The 19,208-nt window shown below is 68.4% G+C and carries 17 protein-coding genes and 1 tRNA gene; 12 read left to right on the forward strand and 6 right to left on the reverse strand.

Annotated features, from left to right (window positions below):
- Positions 1 to 68 precede the first annotated feature (68 nt).
- The 9 genes from FB562_RS04250 to FB562_RS04290 all read left to right on the forward strand — a co-directional run bounded on the left by FB562_RS04250 (position 69) and on the right by FB562_RS04290 (position 8,859).
- Positions 69 to 145, forward strand: a tRNA-Ala gene (locus tag FB562_RS04250).
- 151 nt (positions 146 to 296) lie between these two features.
- Positions 297 to 2,216 carry an adenosylhomocysteinase gene (locus FB562_RS04255; protein WP_246081336.1) on the forward strand — a complete coding sequence of 640 codons (1,920 nt, stop codon included), beginning with the start codon at positions 297 to 299 and terminating at the stop codon, positions 2,214 to 2,216.
- Positions 2,213 to 3,547 carry an amidohydrolase family protein gene (locus FB562_RS04260; RefSeq protein ID WP_342777278.1) on the forward strand — a complete coding sequence of 445 codons (1,335 nt, stop codon included), beginning with the start codon at positions 2,213 to 2,215 and terminating at the stop codon, positions 3,545 to 3,547. Before FB562_RS04255 ends, FB562_RS04260 begins: the two co-directional genes overlap by 4 nt.
- Complete coding sequence (locus tag FB562_RS04265; protein ID WP_141880009.1) at positions 3,544 to 4,047, forward strand: cupin domain-containing protein; 504 nt, start codon at positions 3,544 to 3,546, stop codon at positions 4,045 to 4,047. Before FB562_RS04260 ends, FB562_RS04265 begins: the two co-directional genes overlap by 4 nt.
- 147 nt (positions 4,048 to 4,194) lie before the next feature.
- On the forward strand, positions 4,195 to 5,049 hold the full coding sequence (locus FB562_RS04270; RefSeq protein WP_141880010.1) for an ABC transporter substrate-binding protein: 855 nt from the start codon (positions 4,195 to 4,197) through the stop codon (positions 5,047 to 5,049).
- A gap of 67 nt (positions 5,050 to 5,116) precedes the next feature.
- On the forward strand, positions 5,117 to 5,983 hold the full coding sequence (locus FB562_RS04275; protein WP_141880011.1) for an amino acid ABC transporter permease: 867 nt from the start codon (positions 5,117 to 5,119) through the stop codon (positions 5,981 to 5,983).
- Positions 5,980 to 6,741: an amino acid ABC transporter ATP-binding protein gene (locus FB562_RS04280; RefSeq protein WP_141880012.1), complete on the forward strand. Its 762-nt coding sequence runs from the start codon at positions 5,980 to 5,982 to the stop codon at positions 6,739 to 6,741. The genes FB562_RS04275 and FB562_RS04280 overlap by 4 nt, the downstream gene beginning before the upstream one ends.
- An 89-nt stretch (positions 6,742 to 6,830) precedes the next feature.
- Positions 6,831 to 7,586 carry a trimeric intracellular cation channel family protein gene (locus FB562_RS04285; protein WP_141880013.1) on the forward strand — a complete coding sequence of 252 codons (756 nt, stop codon included), beginning with the start codon at positions 6,831 to 6,833 and terminating at the stop codon, positions 7,584 to 7,586.
- Complete coding sequence (locus FB562_RS04290) at positions 7,561 to 8,859, forward strand: amidohydrolase (protein WP_141880014.1); 1,299 nt, start codon at positions 7,561 to 7,563, stop codon at positions 8,857 to 8,859. Before FB562_RS04285 ends, FB562_RS04290 begins: the two co-directional genes overlap by 26 nt.
- A 10-nt stretch (positions 8,860 to 8,869) precedes the next feature.
- Here the strand turns inward: FB562_RS04290 and FB562_RS04295 are convergent, their stop codons facing one another.
- Positions 8,870 to 9,232: a cupin domain-containing protein gene (locus FB562_RS04295; protein WP_141880015.1), complete on the reverse strand. Its 363-nt coding sequence runs from the start codon at positions 9,230 to 9,232 to the stop codon at positions 8,870 to 8,872.
- Between the two features lie 31 nt (positions 9,233 to 9,263).
- Positions 9,264 to 10,805 (reverse strand): SDR family NAD(P)-dependent oxidoreductase, encoded by a 1,542-nt coding sequence (locus FB562_RS04300; RefSeq protein ID WP_141880016.1) that lies wholly within the window; start codon positions 10,803 to 10,805, stop codon positions 9,264 to 9,266.
- 54 nt (positions 10,806 to 10,859) lie between these two features.
- Here FB562_RS04300 and FB562_RS04305 point away from each other — a divergent pair, with 54 nt between their 5' ends.
- Positions 10,860 to 13,388, forward strand: coding sequence for a DEAD/DEAH box helicase (locus FB562_RS04305; protein ID WP_141880017.1), 2,529 nt, complete (start codon positions 10,860 to 10,862; stop codon positions 13,386 to 13,388).
- Between the two features lie 90 nt (positions 13,389 to 13,478).
- Positions 13,479 to 14,891 carry an MFS transporter gene (locus FB562_RS04310; RefSeq protein WP_141880018.1) on the forward strand — a complete coding sequence of 471 codons (1,413 nt, stop codon included), beginning with the start codon at positions 13,479 to 13,481 and terminating at the stop codon, positions 14,889 to 14,891.
- Between the two features lie 9 nt (positions 14,892 to 14,900).
- Here the strand turns inward: FB562_RS04310 and FB562_RS04315 are convergent, their stop codons facing one another.
- Positions 14,901 to 15,878 (reverse strand): NAD(P)H-quinone oxidoreductase, encoded by a 978-nt coding sequence (locus FB562_RS04315; protein WP_141880019.1) that lies wholly within the window; start codon positions 15,876 to 15,878, stop codon positions 14,901 to 14,903.
- A 41-nt stretch (positions 15,879 to 15,919) separates the two neighbouring features.
- Between FB562_RS04315 and FB562_RS04320 the strand changes: the two genes are divergently transcribed.
- On the forward strand, positions 15,920 to 16,399 hold the full coding sequence (locus FB562_RS04320) for a hypothetical protein (RefSeq protein WP_141880020.1): 480 nt from the start codon (positions 15,920 to 15,922) through the stop codon (positions 16,397 to 16,399).
- An 18-nt stretch (positions 16,400 to 16,417) separates the two neighbouring features.
- Here FB562_RS04320 and FB562_RS04325 read toward each other — a convergent pair whose 3' ends face one another.
- From FB562_RS04325 to FB562_RS04335, 3 genes are all read right to left on the reverse strand, one after another.
- A complete protein-coding gene (locus tag FB562_RS04325; RefSeq protein WP_141880021.1) occupies positions 16,418 to 17,506 on the reverse strand; it encodes an FUSC family protein in 1,089 nt (362 codons plus the stop codon).
- A 44-nt stretch (positions 17,507 to 17,550) separates the two neighbouring features.
- Positions 17,551 to 17,871 (reverse strand): hypothetical protein, encoded by a 321-nt coding sequence (locus FB562_RS04330; RefSeq protein ID WP_141880022.1) that lies wholly within the window; start codon positions 17,869 to 17,871, stop codon positions 17,551 to 17,553.
- 183 nt (positions 17,872 to 18,054) lie between these two features.
- The gene (locus FB562_RS04335; RefSeq protein WP_141880023.1) at positions 18,055 to 19,206 is read right to left on the reverse strand and encodes a winged helix DNA-binding domain-containing protein; all 1,152 of its coding nucleotides are present in this window, start codon (positions 19,204 to 19,206) and stop codon (positions 18,055 to 18,057) included.
- Positions 19,207 to 19,208 lie beyond the last annotated feature (2 nt).

Consider the following 19,208-nt stretch of genomic DNA (forward strand, 5'->3'; position numbering starts at 1 on the left):
AGATGTTCTCGGCGGCGGCCCGGATGTAGTAATCTAGACAAGTTGCTTCGCGAGAGGCGGCACACCGAGGGTCCATGGCGCAGCCCGGTAGCGCACCTGCATGGCATGCAGGGGGTCAGGGGTTCGAATCCCCTTGGATCCACCAGAGTCCTGTTTCAGGGCCGTCCTGTAAGGGGCACAGAAAGCCGTCGAATCCCCAGGGTTCGGCGGTTTTCTCGTTTTTGGGCCGTGGTCCTCGGCGGCGTTGAGGATGACGGCACGCGGTGGACCCCAGCGGAGCGCAATACGATGGGACGATGACTGACTTAGGCGGCGAGTCGTTGGCCGCCGAGAGGGTTGCGCGCGCGGTCGCCGCGGCCACGAACCTCATCTATGCGGGAACCCCGATCTGCGTTCTCGGCACGGGCGCGGCGAGTCGCCGACTCAGCGAGATGCTGAGGGGGTTCGGCGCGCGTGTGCACGAGGTCTCCGTTGACGAGAACGGTCGCATCGGTCAACGCCAGGCGGGCCTGCCCCTCATCGAAATGCTCTTCGTGTGCGACCCGATCGAAGGGGAACGGCCGGATGCTGCCCAGCAGCTTCCAGATCTCCGCGAGATTCTGAGCGCTGACTGGCTCGCCGATGGCGCGATCATCGTCGATGCGGGTGTCACGGCGCTGCTCGAACAACTGGGGGCCGTGGCCGACGAGCAGGCTGAGGTCCACAAGAAGGAAGTGCGCCCCGGTGTTCAGCTGGTGTACGGCGCGGGTTTTTCGCGGTTCCTTGTGCGGGTCCAGCCGAGCGAGCTGCCACGCACCGGGCCCGTGTCGCCGTCGACCCGATCAGTGGATGGCGCACCCTCCCCGAGTACGGCACCCGAAACATCTGCAGTCGCCCGGGGAGTTGCCCGCATCGATTGGGCCCGCCGCTTCATGCGCACGACGATTCGGCTTGCGGATGACCTCGCCGCCACGGGCCTGCTGCGCGGCCGCCGTATCGGCGTGAGCCTCGTGCTCGAGCCCAAGACCGCCGTACTTGCCCTGGCCCTCGCCCAGGCTGGTGGTGAGGTCGCCGTCTTCGCCAACGCCGGTGAGACCGACGGCGAGGTCGCTGCGGCGCTCGAGACACTGGGCATCACGGTGTTCGCGGCGGCGGATGCCGGTGCCGATGGCGACGCCCGGCACGCCGCCGAGATCCTCGACTGGGCGCCGCAGCTGCTCATCGACGACGGCGCCCACCTCGTGCGCCTTGCCCACACCGAGCATCCGGCGGCGTTGGACACCCTGCTCGGGGCGGCAGAGGAGACCACCAGCGGCGTTCGGCCGCTGCGAGAGATGGCGGCGGAGGGCGCGCTGCGCCTGCCCGTCATCGCGGTCAACGATGCCCGCACCAAGACCCTCTTCGACAACGTGCACGGCACGGGGCAGTCATGCGTGCTCGCGATTGCCGACCTGCTCGACGCCGCCGACGTTCGTGGTGGTGCCGTGCGGGGCGGGCGCTGGGTCGTCGTCGGATACGGCCCTGTGGGCGTCGGCGTGGCGCGGCATGCGGCAGCCATGGGCGCATCCGTCACTGTTGTCGAGCGCGACCCGGTGCGTGCCCTCGGCGCGTTGTATGACGGATACGAGGTCGACACCCTCGCACAGGCGATCGTCTCGGCCGATGTGGTCGTCAGCGCAACAGGGCATGCGCACACGATCACTGTCGACGCGCTGACCGAGGCCGCAGACGGATGCGTGTTCGCCGTCGCCGGGGGAGTCGAGAACGAGATCGACGTGGACCTGGCGTTGGCGCGTGGCTTCCGTCGAACCCCGGTGCTGCCGTACGTCGAGCGGCTGCACCGGCCAGACGGCGGCGAACTCGTGCTGCTCGCCGGCGGCGACGGCGTGAACTACACCGCGGGGGAGGGCAACCCCATCGAGATCATGGATCTCTCGTTCGCCACCCAGATACTGGCCCTGCGCATGCTGCTCGATTCCGTCGACTCCAGTGGCCGAAGCGTGCTCGCGACAGGCGTGTATGAGCTTCGCGCGGAAGGGGAGCGTGCGGTCGCACAGGCGGCCCTCAGCGCGCGCGGGGTTGCGACCGAGGCCTGGAACGCGGTCAAGGGTGCGGGGAACGGCGGCGGCTGGCGCGAGCACCGTTATCGCCGCACGGGTGTCGGCGAGAGCGGCGAGCATCCGCCCGTCCCCTCCGGTGCAGAGCCACCTGCGAGCGGTGCGAAGATGGATCAGTGATCGAGAACCCGCCGAAGCCCGCTGCGAACCAACTCGAGAACGACCCGGAGACGCAGATCCGGGTCTACTCTGCCGGGCTCGTCATGCCGGTCACCGGCCCCCGCATCGTCGATGGTGCCGTGGCGGTGCGCGGTCGTCGCATCCTGCACGTCGGAGATCGACGCTGGGTGCTCGGCCAGCTGGCCGAGGCCGGCCGACCCTACAGCGAGCAGCACTGGCCTGGCGTCATCACCCCCGGGCTCGTCAACGCTCACACCCACCTGCAGTACACCGACATGGGCGAGGTGGCCCAGCGCACCTACGCCGGATTCGACGACTGGGGCGACGCCTTCGACATCGTCTACGAGCGCGAGCAGGGGCACGACTGGGCGTCTGCTTCGGCGCGCGGTGCCCGCGATTCGATCTCCCACGGCGTGACCAGTGCGGCCGACGTCGTCACCGACATCGCCGCGATCAGCGCGCTGCACGACGCGCGCATGCACGGCATCGCCTACTGGGAGGTGTACGGCATGAGCAACGAGAGCTGGCGTGCCGGTGCCCGCGAGGCGGTCGTCGAGCAGCTTGAACGGATGCCCACATCACCGGGCGTGGGCGTCTCGCCGCATGCCCCGTATTCGCTCGAGGTGCAACCCCTTCTCGAGGTTCCTGACATCGTGCGTGAGCGCGGGATGCGGCTGCACATCCACCTCGCTGAGGCGCACATGGAGCGCGAGCATGACGACGGCGGCGAGCTCTGGCGGGAGGCCGATGCCGCGAGTTTTCGGGCACTCCGCTCGCAGGGCGTCGGCGTCTCCTCGACCCAGTTCGTCGATCACCTCGGCGTGCTCGGCCCCGACTGCCATATCGCGCACGGCGTGTATGTCAGCGCCCTCGACCGCGCCCTGCTGCGGGCGCGCAGCACCAGCGTTGCTCTCTGCCCGCGATCGAATGCGATCATCGGGCTCGACGAGCCGCCCGTCGCCGCCTATCTCATGGAGGGCAATCTCATCTCTGTGGGCACCGACTCGCTCGCCTCCTCACCCTCGCTCGATCTGCTCGACGATGTGAGCGCCCTCCACCGCATCGCGGTCGGCCAGGGCTATGCGGCCCGCGACCTGCACGCCAGACTCTTCTCGGCTGCGACCCTCGGCGGGGCGACCGCCCTCGGAATCAGCATGGGCAAGAAGCGCGTCGGCCAGCTCGCCGTCGGGGCCCTCGCCGATCTCGCGTTCTTCGATGTGCCGGTGACGACCCCCGATGACACGCTCGCCCATCTCGTGGAGGCGGGCGCAGGAACATGCGCGCGAACCATCATCGCCGGCGAGCTGCGTCACGAAAGGGCCGCATCATGACCGACGAGCAGACCCCGGATGCCCGCCCCGCGCGGGCGCGCGAACTCGACCTTGCGCCGCATCCCGAGGGTGGCTGGTTCAGACGCGTCTACACGGCCTCCCACGGGCTCGACACATCGAATGGCCGGCGGCCTGCGGCGACGCTGATCCACTTCTATCTGCAGCAGCACGAGCATGCCGCATGGCACAGGGTGTCGAGCGATGAGGTGTGGCTGTGGCACGGGCCTGCACCGCTGGATGTGCATCTCGGTGGCACGGGTGAGCAGCCCCGCACCGAGACGGTCGTGCGCCTCGACGCCCCCGGAACCCCGGGGGCGGTGCAGCAGATGCTCGTGCCCGCCGGTGTCTGGCAGCAGTCCGTTCCTGCGGAGGCCGACGCATCCGCTCGCCCTGAAGGTCGTCGTCTCGACGATCACGGGGTGCTCGTGAGCTGCCTTGTCACACCGGGTTTCGACTTCGCCGACTGGCAGCTCGAAGCGAATACCGTTAACCCTGGGTAACATTGGCGCCGCGTCGCGGCGGACGCGGGTAAAATTGAGCAGGCTCCGCCGTGTTCACCACGGTGGAAGCTCATGAACGATCACCCGCGCACAGCGTGCACGCTTCGGCGTGTTCACGGCGGGGATACCCAGCCACCAAGGAGACACATGCTTCGCACCACCCGCCTGCGCACCGCCGGAATCGCCGTCGCCACGGCAGCCCTGCTAGCCCTCACGGCGTGCGCCGGCACGACCGACAGCGAGGCGCCCGGCACGGGATCGCAGACCGGTCTCGAGACCCTTGTCGACGGCAAGCTCACCATCGCAACGGGCGAGCCGGCCTATTCGCCGTGGGTCGAGAACGACGACCCCGCCTCGGGCGAGGGCTTCGAGGCCGCCGTCGCGTACGCGGTCGCAGAGGAGCTCGGCTTCGACGCCGCCGATGTCGTGTGGGTGCGCACCACGTTCGACAGCGTGATCGCTCCGGGTCCCAAGGACTTCGACTTCAACCTGCAGCAGTTCTCGACCAGCCCCGAGCGGGCCGAGGTCGTCGACTTCTCGTCGCCGTACTACGTGACCAGCCAGGCCGTCGTGTCGATCGCCGGCAACGCGGGAGCCGACGCCACGAGCATCGCCGACCTGAAGAACGTGAAGATCGGTGTCGCCGCCGGCACCACCACGATCGGCGTCGTGAAGGAGCTCATCGACCCCTCCGTCGAGGTCGCGATCTTCAACAACAACGAAGACACCGTGCAGGCCCTCATCGCGGGCCAGATCGATGTGCTCGTCACCGACCTGCCCACCGCGTTCTACAACGCCTACGGCCAGCTCGATGACGGCGTGCTCGTCGGCCAGCTCGACAGCGACGAGGGCGGCGACGAGTTCGCGCTGCTCCTGGAGAAGGACTCACCGCTCACCGCTGCCGTGACGAAGGCCGTCGACACGCTTCGCGCCGACGGCACGCTCGACGAGCTCGCCGCGACCTGGATCGCCGACAACGCCGGCGCCCCGGTCCTCAAGTAGCCGCCGCGCGGTGTGGGGCGGCACAGCGCCGCACCCACACCGCGCATCAGCAGATCCGAGTTATTCGTTGACCACGTCGAACACCGCAGGAACCCACGAGCCCAGCACCGTCGAGCTTGATCGACGCGCCTTTCGCAAGCGGCAGGGCGCCAAGTCGCTCGCCATCAGCATCATCAGCACCATCGTCTTCGCGGGCCTCCTCGCAGTCGGGCTCGTCAACAGCCCCGGCTGGGCGGGCGTGCAGAAGTCGTTCTTCAACGTCGATGTCGGTGTCGCGGCGTTCCCCGCAGTGGTCAAGGGCCTCTGGCTCAACATCCAGGTGCTGTTCTTCTCCGCGATCGGCGTGGCCATCTTCGGCAGCCTGCTCGCCATCGCCCGCACGCTGCGCGGCCCCGTGTTCACGCCGCTGCGCTACGCCTCGGCCGTCTACACCGACTTCTTTCGCGGCATCCCGCTGCTGCTCGTGCTCTACCTGGTGGGCTTCGGCCTGCCCGGCCTCGACATCTTCGGCCGCCTCCCGGCCCAGGTCTGGGGAACGATCGCGCTCATCCTCACCTACTCGGCGTACGTCGCCGAGGTGCTCAGGGCCGGCATCGAGGCCGTGCATCCGTCGCAGCGCCTCGCCTCTCGCTCGCTCGGGCTCAACTATGCCAAGACGCTGAGGCTCGTCGTGATGCCCCAGGCCGTGCGCAAGGTGACCCCGGCACTCATGAACGACTTCGTCTCGATGCAGAAAGACGTGGGGCTCATCTCGGTGCTCGGCGCCGTAGACGCGATCCGGGCCGCCCAGATCGAGGTCGCGCACAGCTACAACTTCACGCCCTATGTGCTCGCGGGCATCCTCTTCGTCATGCTCTCGTGGCCGATGATCAGGCTCACCGACTGGTACACGGCCCGGGCGCAACGCCGCGAGCAGATCGGGGGTGCGGTGTGAGCGAACAGGCTTCCGCCGGGTCGGTGCTGCGCATCGACGGCGTGCACAAATGGTTCGGCGACACCCCCGTGCTTCGCGGCATCGACATCGAGGTGGCCCGCCACGAGGTCGTCGCGCTCATCGGCGCCAGCGGCTCGGGCAAGTCGACGCTGCTCAAGACGATCAACCTGCTCGAGGGGGTCGACGACGGCCAGATCCACCTCGGCGAGACCGACATAACCGATCCGCGCATCGATGCCGACAGCATCCGGGGTCGCATCGGTGTCGTCTTTCAGCACTACAACCTGTTCCCGCACATGAACGTTCTGAACAACGTGACGCTCGCGAGCCGACAGGTATTCGGGGTGAAGCGCGCCGCAGCAGAGAAGCGGGGGCTCGAACTGCTCGAGCGCATCGGCCTCGCCGACAAGGCCCGCGAGTATCCCGATCGACTCTCGGGCGGACAGCAGCAGCGCGTCGCCATCGCCCGCGCCATCGCGACCGACCCCGAGCTGCTGCTGCTCGATGAGATCACGAGCGCGCTCGACCCACAGCTGGTCGGGGAGGTGCTCGACCTCGTGCACGAGCTCAAGGCGGGCGGCAGCACGATTCTCATGGCGACGCACGAGATGTCGTTCGCGCGTCGCGTCGCCGACAGGGTCGTCTTTCTCAAGGGCGGCAAGATCATCGAGTCGGGCACGCCTCAGCAGATCTTCGACGCGCCGCGCGAGGAGGAGACCCGCGAGTTCCTCTCCCGACTGCGCGATCCGCTCGCGTAGGGCTCCTGCGGTGGGATCAGACACGCGACGATAGCGGGAGAGATGCCGTTGCCACGGCGTCGATTGCTACTGTGGCCGCGGAGGGTCGCATGGACTCGACCGAGGTGGTTCTGAGCGACTGGATCAACGTCGTCGATCTGGCCGGAGTGCTCGGCAACGCCGTGTTGGGCGGTATCGCCGCGCGGGCTGCACGCCTCGACATCGTCGGATTCATCATCCTCGCCATACTGTCCGGGCTCGGTGGCGGCATCATCCGCGACACCCTTCTGCAGCGCGGAACCCCCGTCGCGTTCACCGACCCGCTCTACCTGTACATGGCGATCCTCGGTGCGGTCGTCGCGTTCTTCATCTCCTTCACGAGCAGGACATCGCAGCGGATGCTCATCCTCCTCGACGCGTTGGCCGTCGGATGCTGGGCGGCGGCGGGCACGCAGAAGGCGCTCGTCGCCGGACTCGGGTGGCTGCCCGCGATCATCCTGGGCATGGTCACCGCGATCGGCGGGGGCATGGTGCGCGACGTGTTCCTCATGAAGGTGCCGACCGTGTTCGGCGGCAACACCCTGTACGCGACGAGCGCGTTTGTGGCGAGCATCGAGATGGTGGTGCTCAGCAGTCTCGGCCTGCCGGTGATCGGCTCCGTCGTGGCGATCCTGAGCGGCGCCGCGCTCTCCTTGCTGGCTCGCCGCTTCGGGTGGATACTTCCCACAGAGGTACGACTCCCGCATCCGAATGCGGGTGTGATGACGGGCTGGTTGAGCCGGTGGTGGAGCGGGGCCCGCAGACCGGGAGCACGACCCGGGCAGACGAAGGAAGAAGCAAATGGCGGCGACGATCGAAGCGAATGACAGCGGCGACCTCGGGGCCGCTGCGACGAGCGTGCTCTCAGGCCAGGCCGCGATGCAGGCCTGGCAGGAGGGCCTCTACAAGGATCTTCACAGGCATCCGGAGCTTGGCCATCACGAGGTGAGAACGGCATCCGTCGCCGCCGAGGCCCTGCGCGGATTCGGTTTCGAGGTGCACGAGAAGATCGGCACGACGGGGGTCGTGGGCGTGCTGCGCAACGGTGACGGGCCGACCGTGCTGATGCGGGCCGACATGGATGCGCTGCCGATGGCGGAGAAGACCGGCCTCGACTATGCGAGCACCGAGACGACCACCGACGACTCCGGCGCGGGGACGGCCGTGATGCATGCCTGTGGTCATGACATCCACGTCGCCTGCCTGCTGGGTGCGGCGAAACTGTTCGCCGGCGCCATGGATGCGTGGCAGGGCACCTTCGTCGCGCTGTTCCAGCCGGCGGAGGAGGTCGCGACGGGGGCGACCGCAATGGTCGACGGGGGAGTGACGAAGCTCGTGCCGAAGCCCGATGTGGCGCTGGCTCAGCACGTGCTCGCCTTCCCCTCCGGCCGGGTCGGCGTGCGCCCCGGCCCGTTCCTGTCGGGTGCCGACAGCATGCGCGTCACCGTCTACGGGCGCGGCAGCCACGGCTCGATGCCGCAGCTCTCCGTCGACCCGGTCGTTCTTGCGGCGATGATCGTCGTGCGGTTGCAGGCGGTCGTGGCCCGCGAGATCGCGCCCGACGAGTTCGCGGTGCTGACAGTGGGTAGGATCGCGGGCGGCTCGAAGAGCAACATCATCTCCGACCACGCGGTGCTCGAACTGAACATCCGCAGCTACAGCGAGCAGACCAGGGCGACGCTGCTGGCGGCCATCGAGCGGGTCGTGCGCGGCGAGTGCGCCGCCTCGGGCTCGCCGCAGGAGCCCGAGTTCGAGATCTACGACCACTTTCCCCTCACCGACAACGATGCGGATGCGACGGCGAGGGTGGATGCCGCGTTCCGGGCTCACTTCGGCGGCGATGCGTTCACCATCGACCGCCAGTCGGCGAGCGAGGATTTCAGCGAGATTCCGCGGGCGTTCGGCGTGCCCTACGTGTACTGGGGCATCGGCGGCACCGACCCGGAGGTCTACGCCGCCGCGGAGGCCGCAGGGACCGTCTCGACCACGATCCCGGCGAACCATTCGCCGCAGTTCGCCCCCGTCATCGAGCCGACGCTGCGTGCGGGCACGGCGGTCGTCGCCGCGCTCGCCTGGCTGGCAGGCCCCTCGGGGGTGTGAACCGACTGGCTCAGTCGTCGCCTCGGAGCATCGTGATCGTCAGCCGAGAAGGTTCGTGGGCCAGCACTGCGTGGGGCAGGCCCGCCGTGAGATGCAGCAGCGCGCCCGGTGTGAGCACGTTCGCCGAGTCGCCGACCGTGAATGTGAAGCGGCCCTCCAACACCTGAATGAGGATCGGAACGGGGGCCTTGTGCTCCTTGAGCTCCTGGCCTGCGTCGAAGGCGAGATGCATGACGCGCGCACGATCGGCGTCGAGGATGCGCTGCGGCGCGACCCGCCCTTCGATGAACGGATGCGCATCCGCCAGATCCTGCAGGCCCGTTGCGACGACCGTCAGGCCGTGCGTCGTATTCTCTCCGTGCTCGTCACCCATGACTGTGCCTCTCTCGTCCGTTCGGTCATGCTCACCAGGCGGCGGGCTTGTAGTCCTTGAGGAAGACGCCGAAGAGGTCGACGCCCGCTTCGCCCTGCACGATCGGGTCGTAGACGCGGGCGGCGCCGTCGACGAGGTCGAGGGGCGCGTGGAAGCCCTCCTCGGCCAGCCGCACCTTCGTGTGGTGCGGGCGCTCATCGGTGATCCATCCGGTGTCGACGGCGGTCATCAGGATTCCGTCAGTCTCGAGCATCTCGCCGGCGCTCGTGCGGGTGAGCATGTTGAGGGCCGCCTTCGCCATGTTGGTGTGCGGATGCCCCGGCCCCTTGTAGCGGCGCGAGAACTGGCCCTCCATGGCTGAGACATTGACGACGTACTTGCGGTGGGCGGGGGATGCCGCCATCGCCGCGCGCAGGCGGCTGATCAGCAGGAACGGCGCCGTCGCGTTGGCGAGCTGCACCTCGAGCATCTCGAGCGGTTCGACCTGCTGCACGTGCTGGGTCCAGCTGTTCACATGGTCTTCGTCGGGGATGAGCCCGCCGGCGTCGATCGCGGTTCCGGCGGCGAGCCGTTCGAGCGAGGATGAGCCGGCCATCATGGCCTCGGCGGCGAGGTTCTCTGCCACGGTCTGCTTGTCGGCGTCGAGGGCCGTGCGGGCGAGCAGCGGATGCGCGCCGACCGATGCGGCGATCGAGAGCGGATGCGCGTCGTTGGTGTGCCCGAAGGTCACCAGTTCGGGCAGCGGGCCGTCCGGCAGCGGGGCGAGCTCGGCGTCGACGAGCGCGCTGTACGCCCCCGGGGAGCGTCGCACCGTCTGGGCGGCATTGTTGATGAGGATGTCGAGCGGGCCGGCCGCCGCGACGGAGTCGGCGAGTCCGATCACCTGGGCGGGGTCGCGCAGGTCGATGCCGACCACGCGTAGGCGGTGCAGCCAGTCGCCCGAATCCTCGAGCGACGAGAAGCGGCGCACGGCGTCGCGCGGGAACCGCGTGGTGATGGTGGTGTGGGCTCCGTCGCGCAGCAGTCGCAGCGCGATGTACATGCCGATCTTGGCGCGGCCGCCCGTCAGCAGCGCACGCTTGCCGCTCAGATCGGTGCGGGCATCCCTCTTGCTGTGGCTGAACGCCGCACAGTCGGGGCAGAGCTGGTGGTAGAAGGCATCCACCTGTGTGTAGTGCTGCTTGCAGATGTAGCAGGCGCGCGACTTGATGAGGTGGCCGGCGACGGGGGCCTCGGTGCCCGGCTCCAGCGGGATTCCGCGCGTCTCGTCGTCGATGCGGTCGGCTGCGCCGGTAGCCGTCGCGGCCACGACCGCCCTGTCGGCGTCGGCGATCACGGCGCGCTTCTCAAGGCGACGATTGCGCTTGACGGCCTTGAACATCCGCGCGGTCGCCTGGCGAACGGTCACGAAGTCGGGGTGCTCCTCGTCGATGTCGTCCATCGATGAGAGCACGCGGAGGGTGGTTGCGAGGTCGTCGGGGTCGATCGTCGAGAAGCCTTCGCTGTTCACACGGGGAGCGTCGGCGGGTGCCGTCTCGTCGAAGTCGGCGGATGATTCGGGTGCGGCGGTCATTGGGCCGATTCTACCCGGCACGGTCGCCGGGCCACGAATGTGAAAGGGTTAGGCGTGACCTCGCCGACCCTGCCTGAACTGCTGCCGCAGGCGACGAGCCCGGATGCGGCGTTCGCACTGTTCGAGCAGTGGGCGAGCGGTCGCGGACTGCCGCTCTATCCCGCCCAGGAGGAGGCGGTCATGGAGCTCGTCACGGGCGCCAACGTCATCCTCAGCACGCCGACCGGCAGTGGCAAGTCGCTCGTCGCCATCGGCGCTCATTTCGCGGCGATGGCCGAGGGGCGTCGCAGTTACTACACCGCCCCCATCAAGGCGCTCGTGTCGGAGAAGTTCTTCGCCCTCGTCGACATCTTCGGGGCATCCAATGTGGGCATGGTCACGGGCGATTCGAGCGTCAACGCCGACGCGCCCATCGTCTGCTGCACCGCCGAGATCATCGCCAACATCGCGCTGCGCGAGGGGGCGGATGCCGACGTCGGCCAGGTGGTCATGGACGAGTTCCATTTCTATGCCGACCCCGAGCGAGGCTGGGCGTGGCAGGTGCCGCTGCTGGCCCTGCCGAACACCCAGTTCATCCTCATGTCGGCGACGCTCGGCGACGTCGACTGGCTGGCCCTCGACCTGAGCCGGCGCACGGGCCGCGAGACGGCGACCGTGACGGGTGTCGACCGGCCGGTTCCCCTGCACTTCGAATATGTGACGACGCCCGTGCATGAGACGGTCGAGCAGTTGCTCGAGACTCAGCGCGCGCCCGTCTACATCGTGCACTTCTCACAGCTGGCCGCGCTCGAGCGGGCGCAGGCGCTCACGAGCATCCGCGTCGCCACGCGGGAGCAGCGGGATGCGATCGCCGACGCGATCGGCGATTTCAGGTTCACGACCCGCTTCGGTCAGACGCTGTCGCGCCTCGTGCGTTCGGGCATCGGCGTGCACCACGCCGGCATGCTGCCCAAGTATCGCCGCCTCGTGGAGCAGCTCGCCCAGCAGGGGCTCCTGCGTGTCATCTGCGGCACCGACACGCTCGGCGTCGGCATCAATGTGCCGATCCGAACGGTGCTGCTGACCGGCCTGACCAAGTTCGACGGCACTCGGATGCGTCAGCTGACAGCGCGAGAGTTCCACCAGATCGCGGGGCGGGCCGGCCGTGCGGGGTTCGACACCTCCGGCACGGTCGTCGTGCAGGCGCCGGAGCACGAGTCGGAGAACGCGAAGGCGGTCGCCAAGGCGGGCGACGACCCGAAGAAGCTCAAGAAGCTTGTGCGCAAGAAGGCGCCCGAGGGTTTCGTCTCGTGGGGCGAGCCGAGCTTCAACCGGCTCATCACGGCCGAGCCGGAGCGCCTCACCTCGCACATGGCCGTGAGTCACGCGATGCTGCTCAACGTCATCGCGCGAGGGGGAGACCCGTTCTCGGCCGTGCGGTCGCTGCTCGAGGACAACCACGAGTCGCGGCCTTCGCAGCTCGCGCTGCTGCGCCAGGCCCTCGCGATCTATCGCACGCTGCGCACTGCCGGCGTCGTAGAGGACGGGCCGGAGGGCATCCGCCTCACCGTCGATCTGCAGCCGAACTTCGCGCTCAACCAGCCGCTGTCGCCGTTCGCTCTCGCCGTGTTCGATCTGATCAGCCCGCCGATGGCTCCGGACGGAACGCCGGGGGAGCATCCGCCGGGCTTCGCCCTCGACATCGTCTCCATCCTCGAGGCGACCCTCGAGAATCCCCGCCCCGTCCTCTCCGCCCAGGAGTCGATGGCGCGCGGTGAGGCGGTCGCCGCGATGAAGGCTGAGGGCATCGAGTACGAGCAGCGCATGGAACTGCTGGAGACGATCAGCTACCCGAAGCCGCTCGAGGAGCTTCTCGAGGCGGCGTTCACGACGTATCGCGCATCGCAGCCGTGGGTGGGCGACTTCGAGTTGAAGCCGAAGTCGGTGGTGCGTGACCTGTACGAGCGGGCGATGACGTTCAACGACTACATCGGCTTCTACAAGCTGGCCCGCAGTGAGGGTCTCGTGTTGCGTTATCTCTCGGATGCGTTCCGCGCGGCCCGGCAGACGATCCCCGACGAGCTGAAGACAGACGAGCTGCGCGACCTCATCGAGTGGCTGGGCGAGCTGGTGCGGCAGGTCGATTCGAGTCTGCTCGACGAGTGGGAGGAGCTGAGTCACCCGGATCCGGATGCGCACCATGACGCGCCCGCCCTGCCGCCGGCACCCCGCGGGGTCACGTCGAACGAGCGCGCGTTCATGGTTCTTGTGCGCAACGAGCTGTTCCGCAGGGTTCAGCTGGCCGCGCTGGAACGCTACGACGACCTCGGCGAGCTGGATGCGGGGTCGGGGTTCACAGCCGAGCGCTGGGCTGAGGCCATGGACGGCTACTGGGCGGAGCACGACGAGCTGCTGACGGGGCCGGATGCGCGCAGTGCGGCGATGCTGTCGATCGAGCGACACGCAGACGAATGGCGTGTGCGACAGGTCTTCGCGGACCCGCAGGGCTATCACGACTGGGGCATGGACGCCGTCGTCAACCTCGCCGAATCCGACGACTCGGGCGTCGCCGTCGTGCGGATCACGGGCGTCTCGCGACTCTGATCTCGCGGCTCTGAGCGGTCAGCTCGTGATCGGCTGTCGTCGGAGTAACATCGGCACAGCGGGCCGTGCCCGCGGGGAGTCGAGGGTGGCATGGGCATCGATACGGGTGCGGCACAGGCGGGTACGAGAGAACTGCGCCTCGTGCTGTCGATCGCGATCCTCGCATCCTTCGTCGCGTTCCTCGACGGCACGGTCGTCAACGTGGCGCTTCCAGCGATCACCGAGGAGCTCGGCGGTGGGCTCGCTGTGCAGCAGTGGACGGTCGACGCCTACCTGATCACGCTCGGCGCCCTCATCCTTGTGGCCGGATCGCTGTCGGATGTCTACGGTCGGCTGGTCGTGATGAGGGTCGGCCTCGTGGGGTTCGGCGTGACCTCGGTCATGATCGCGCTCGCGCCGACGCCGGAGTTCCTCGTGATCTCCCGGGGCCTGCAGGGCATAGCGGGCGCTCTCCTGGTGCCCAGCTCGCTCGCGCTCATCATGTCGAACTTCCGCGGCCCGGCGCAGGGCCGCGCGATCGGTCGCTGGACGGCCTTCACGAGCGCCGCGATGATCGTGGGGCCGCTCATCGGCGGCCTCCTCGTCGACGGCCTGTCGTGGCGCTGGGTGTTCCTCATCAACATCCTGCCGATCACGGTGACGCTCGTGCTCATGTCTCGCCTGACACAGCGAGACAGGAGAGATCCGGATGCCTCGGTCGACTACCCGGGCGCAGTGCTGGCGATCATCGGCCTCGGCGGGCCGGTCTTCGCCCTCATCGAGCAGGGAAATCTGGGCTGGGCGCATCCGGCGATCTGGGGCCCTTTCATCGGGGGAGTGATCGCTTTCGGCCTGTTCCTGGTGCGGCAGCGGCGGGCACGCGTGCCGATGATGCCGTTCAGTATCTTCCGCATCCGCAACTTCTCGGTGGGCAATGTGGCGACCGTGCTCGTCTACGGGGCGCTCTCGCTGTCGGGGTTCATCATCGTCGTGTTCCTCCAGCAGCAGGCCGACTTCAGCGCCGTGCTCGCCGGCCTGTCGATGCTGCCCGTCACCATCATCATGATCGCGACGTCGAGCTTCTTCGGCGGGCTCTCCGGCCGATTCGGGCCGCGGCTGTTCATGGCGGCCGGGCCGATCATCGCTGGCGTCGGGTTCCTTCTCATGCTGACGACGACGCTGCCGGTGGACTACTGGACGCAGCTGCTGCCGGGCATCCTGCTCTTCGGCCTCGGCCTGAGCACAACGGTGGCGCCGCTGACCTCCGCGATCTTGGGCGACATCGACCCGCGCCAGTCGGGCATCGGCTCGGCGGTGAACAACGCGATCTCCCGGGTGGCGGGCCTCGTCGCGATCGCCCTGCTCGGCATCATCGTGGGCGAGAGCCTCGACCTCGATGGCCTGCACAGGGGGCTGATCGTGACGGCTACGCTGCTGATCGCGGGCGGTCTGGTGTCGGCTGTGGGCATCCGCAATCCTCCCCATGCCACCGCGCAGCAGACTGTGGCCTCGCCCGCCGAGTGACGGTCGGCGTCAGGGGAGCAGCAGGATCTTGCCCACGTGCAGAGATGACTCCATGCGCCCGTGAGCGCGTGCCGCGTCGGAGAAGGCGTGACGGCTGTCGATGACGGGTCTGATCGCCCCGGACTCCACGAGCGGCCAGGCGTGCGCGCGCAGCTCGCGGATGATCTCGTCCTTCTCCTCGTCGGTGCGGGCCCGCAGCGTCGTACCGTGGATGGTGCCCCACTTGCCCATGAGCCTGCGCACGCTCACCGAGCCATCCTCGCCGCTGAGGTTGGCGATGAGCACGATGCGCCCGTGCGGTGCGAGGGCGTCGATGTTGCGCGCGAGGTAGGCCCCACCGACGGGGTCGAGCACGACATCGGCGCCGCGTCCGTCGGTCTCGGCGAGCATCCGTTCGACGTAGTCCTGAGTGCGATAGTCGATCAGGATGTCCGCACCGAGCGTGCGGCAGGCCTCCAACTTCTCTGGCGAACCGGCGGTCACGGCGACGGTCGCGCCGAGGGCCTTGGCGACCTGGATGGCGGTGGTGCCGATTCCGCTCGAGCCGCCGTGAACGAGGAGGGTCTCGCCAGCCCGCAGGCCGGCCAGCATCACAAGGTTCGACCAGACCGTGGCCATGGTCTCGGGCAGCGCGGCGGCGTCGATCAGATCGACCCCGGCCGGAATGGGCAGCGCGTGGCTCGCCCGCACCGTCACCGCAGTGGCATACCCGCCGGCCGGCAGCAGCGCGCATGCCGTGTCGCCCACGCTCCAGCCTTCGACGCCGGCGCCGACCGCCGCAATGGTGCCTGAGACCTCGAGCCCGGGCCATGGCGGCGCGCCGGGCGGTGAGGGATAGTGGCCTTCCCTCTGGTTGATGTCGGCACGGTTGACTCCGGCTGCCGCCACCGTGAGCAGCAGTTCGCCGGGCCCCGCAACGCGGTCCGGCACCTCCGTGAGGGTGAGGGCGTCGGGCCCGCCGGACTCTGGAACGGTAATGGCCTGCATGCCTCCACGGTATGCGCTCTTCGAGGCGATAGCGTTTAGCCATGCACACACCTCTGTCGGCGCATCACCTCGCCGAAGTGTTGCCGGGGAGCTGGGTCGTCAAGGCCACGAACATGAAGATGTGGCTCGACGGTCGCCGCCGTGACCCCATCCTGAGATATTCGATCGCACAGACGGCGCCTCTCGTCTTCAACGAGAGCGTCGAATTCGTGCAGGCAGATGGCAAGCCGTCGACGGTGACAGGCAAGTCCCGCGAGATCGCCGGCGAGTTCGTCTGGCATGGCAGCGGCATTCTGCGGGTCGTCGCGGGGCGTTGGCAGGCCACCGGAAGCTGCCATGGGGGCGACGCCATCGTGATCCGCTACCGGCGTACGCCGCTCGTGCCGAGCGGGCTCAGTGTTCTCGTGCGAGAGGGCGCGGTCGTTGAGGAGCTCAGGGCCGAGGTCGCCCACCACGCCCATGACCTTGGCCTGGGTCTCGAAGACTTCGCCACCCTCAACTGGCACCTCGAGCAGGTCTGAGCGACCCCGCGACTGATCTCAGTCGGCCGTCGTGCCGCCGATGATCTCCTCGCGCACGCGACGCAGGTCCTCCATGAGGGATCCGATGAGTACCCAGTGCTGCGGATGCGGCACCGCGATGACGAGCGGTGCGGTCAGCGCGGGCAGTTCCGACGTGATGGTGGCGACCTTCCCCGCGGCGTCGAGCTTGTCGATGGGGGGGCCCGCGAGAAGGCGCAGGTCGTGGGCCGCCCTGGTCAGCTCGGTGGCGATCGAGCGCGCCATGGGTTCCTCGGGGAGGTGCTCGTCGTAGTGGTCGTGCAGGGCCCTCGTCATGCCCAGTACGCGCGTCACGAGCACGGTGAGTCGCGCAAGCAGTTCGCGGTCTCGGGCGAGGCGTTGCCGGTGCCGCCCGCCGCGCGGATTCAGAAGCAGGCTCTCCTCGGCCCGTGTGACGGACTCTGCGGCAGAGAACTGCAGCGGACGCAGCGTGCGGGCGTGGGCGAGCATCGAGCTCAGCTGGGTGCCGCTCGTCGGTGTCGTGAGCGCATCGGCGAGCCCGTCGAGGGTTGCGGCGACGCGCGATGCGAGGCGCTGCACGGCCGTCGTCGCCGGCCCGAGGAGCACCGGTGGCACGATCGCGAAGTTCACGATGAGGGCGACGATGACGCCGATGATGGTCTCGATGATTCGTTCGAGGGAGTACTGCGGATTGTGGCCGCCGCCGATCGCCAGAACCAGCATGGCGCTGATCGGTATCTGGTTCGCCGAGCCCGGGGTCAGTTGGAGAGCCCAGGCGAGCAGCAGCGCGACGACGATGATCGCCAGCACGATCCAGCTGGAGGAGCCGAACAGGAGCCCGGCCCCATAGGCGAGAACGACGCCGAGGATGACCCCGAGGCTGCGCTCCAAACCCTTGGCCAGCGACTGGTTCACGCTCGGCTGCACGACCAGCAGGGCAGCGATGGCGGCGAAGATCGGAAGCGGTTGGTCGAGGAGAACATTGCATACCAACCACGAGAGCACCGCAGCAATCGAGGTCTTCACAACCTGGAGCAGCGGCCCTCGGGACGACGATCGAACGTGGCCCACCGTCTTCACGGCGCCGGAGAACGTGAACCGTCGCATCCCCCCCACCGTACCGTTCGCGCGTTCGGGTCAGCTGCGCCGAGCTACTCGAGTGGCAGTGTCGGCAGCTGCAGGTCTGCGGGGAACTCGGGCGCTTCGGCGACCTGCCCGCGCTCCGACTCATCGGCGTTGGCGGCGATGCTCACGAGCGAGCTCGCCATCATGAGTGTGAGCAGCAGCACGACGAGCGCGAATGACGCTCCGACCACGCCGTGCGCCACGGTGAGACCGGATGCGACACGAAGGCGACGCAGATCGACGGCGATGACGGCGAGCACGACAACGGCTGTGGCGAGTGTGACGACAAGGGTGAACGCTTCGGGGTTCACCTGCCACGCCAGCATCGCAGGAACGGCTGAGCTCATATCGGGTTGGACTCTCGGGTAAGTCGACGACCGGTTCGGGGGAGCGGTCGGATGCTGCATCCGTCGGATACGTGCGGCAGTTCGGGTGCGCCCGCATCATCGGCAAGCTGAAGTTACCAGCGTCGGAGGGGCGGGTCAAGCATCCGGGTCAGTGGTGTCGACGGTGTGTCGCTCGCACGACCCTCAGGCTGGTTCGGGAGCCGCGGCCGCGATGAGGGGGAGGCCCAGATGCCTCGCGTAGCGACGGGCCTCTCGATCGAACCGCGCAGAGACTGTGGCGGAGAGGCTGCCGAAGGGTTCGGCGGTGACGGCCACGCCCGAGCGTGCGATGGTGCGTCGCCAGGTGCCGGCGATGAGCCCACCTGTGACGATCGTGGACAGGAACATCCCGTTCTTGCCCGGAACGATGCGCTGCACATGCTCGGCGGCGAGCTGCGCCGAACGATCCTGATAGCCGAGCACGAATTCGTCGAAGCCGGCAAGAGCGAAGACCCCGGATGCGGCGGCGGCCGGTCCCGCATCCAGCAGCTCCGGGGAGAGCAGGTAGTCGCTGCCACCGATCGTGAGCGTCGCCAATTCGCCGCCCACCTGCTCGACGCCGAGCCTCGCATCCGCAAGGGTGAGCCCGGCCCACCAGGCCAGGTCGCGAACCGTGGCAGGGCCGTGCCCGGTGAAATATCTGCGGGCGAGCTCGGCGAGGGCCTCTTCTCGCTCCAGCAGCCGGGGAGCACGGATCCATTCGGATGCGAGCACGAAGCTCTGCCTCTGGGCCTGATTGCCTGCGCCCTGCAGGGGCGGGCCGAGGCAGATGACGCCGGTCTGGGCGAGATGCCAGAGCAGGTGGTAGCCACGCTGCTCCTCCGGCGCGATGCCGACAGAACGGAACAGCTCGTACATCTCTGGCCTTGTGAGCATCCGGTTGCCCGTGAGCGCGCCGAGAACGGCGTCACGAGCCACCGCGAACTCGCGCGGGCCGAGCCCGGCCGCCGCATGGGTGGTGCTCGCCGAGCGCAGGAGGCGCTCGGTCGTGAGCGACTGGATCCAGCCGAGATCCTCGGGAGCGGTCAGGTGCAGGGTGCCGCGCATGGGCCAGGAACGCACGATACTGCCGTCGGTGAGGGCCTGCAGGACATGCGCAGCTGTGCCGCCCGGCAGCCGGAGTGCGACGGCCCAGACCGACGCGGGAAAGTCCTGGGCCTGCATCGCGAGCATCCGTCTGACGACGTCTGCGGGCCGGGAGATCGCGGCAGACGGGCGTGCCGCCACAAGCTGCGCGGTGAGGCGGAGCCGTGCCAGCCGCGTGCGCTCCTTCATCGTCAGCGAGGCATCCGTCATTC

The sequence above is a fragment of the Homoserinimonas aerilata genome, assembly GCF_006716125.1.
Taxonomy (GTDB): Bacteria; Actinomycetota; Actinomycetes; order Actinomycetales; family Microbacteriaceae; genus Homoserinimonas; species Homoserinimonas aerilata.

Coding starts and splice junctions, on each gene's coding strand:
- FB562_RS04265 (WP_141880009.1), top strand. CDS start 3,544: ATGACCGACGAGCAGACCCCGGATGCCCGCCCCGCGCGGGCGCGCGAA.
- FB562_RS04285 (WP_141880013.1), top strand. CDS start 6,831: ATGGACTCGACCGAGGTGGTTCTGAGCGACTGGATCAACGTCGTCGAT.
- FB562_RS04300 (WP_141880016.1), bottom strand. CDS start 10,805: ATGACCGCCGCACCCGAATCATCCGCCGACTTCGACGAGACGGCACCC.
- FB562_RS04335 (WP_141880023.1), bottom strand. CDS start 19,206: ATGACGGATGCCTCGCTGACGATGAAGGAGCGCACGCGGCTGGCACGG.
- FB562_RS04310 (WP_141880018.1), top strand. CDS start 13,479: ATGGGCATCGATACGGGTGCGGCACAGGCGGGTACGAGAGAACTGCGC.
- FB562_RS04320 (WP_141880020.1), top strand. CDS start 15,920: ATGCACACACCTCTGTCGGCGCATCACCTCGCCGAAGTGTTGCCGGGG.
- FB562_RS04330 (WP_141880022.1), bottom strand. CDS start 17,871: ATGAGCTCAGCCGTTCCTGCGATGCTGGCGTGGCAGGTGAACCCCGAA.
- FB562_RS04315 (WP_141880019.1), bottom strand. CDS start 15,878: ATGCAGGCCATTACCGTTCCAGAGTCCGGCGGGCCCGACGCCCTCACC.
- FB562_RS04255 (WP_246081336.1), top strand. CDS start 297: ATGACTGACTTAGGCGGCGAGTCGTTGGCCGCCGAGAGGGTTGCGCGC.
- FB562_RS04290 (WP_141880014.1), top strand. CDS start 7,561: ATGGCGGCGACGATCGAAGCGAATGACAGCGGCGACCTCGGGGCCGCT.
- FB562_RS04270 (WP_141880010.1), top strand. CDS start 4,195: ATGCTTCGCACCACCCGCCTGCGCACCGCCGGAATCGCCGTCGCCACG.
- FB562_RS04295 (WP_141880015.1), bottom strand. CDS start 9,232: ATGGGTGACGAGCACGGAGAGAATACGACGCACGGCCTGACGGTCGTC.
- FB562_RS04325 (WP_141880021.1), bottom strand. CDS start 17,506: ATGCGACGGTTCACGTTCTCCGGCGCCGTGAAGACGGTGGGCCACGTT.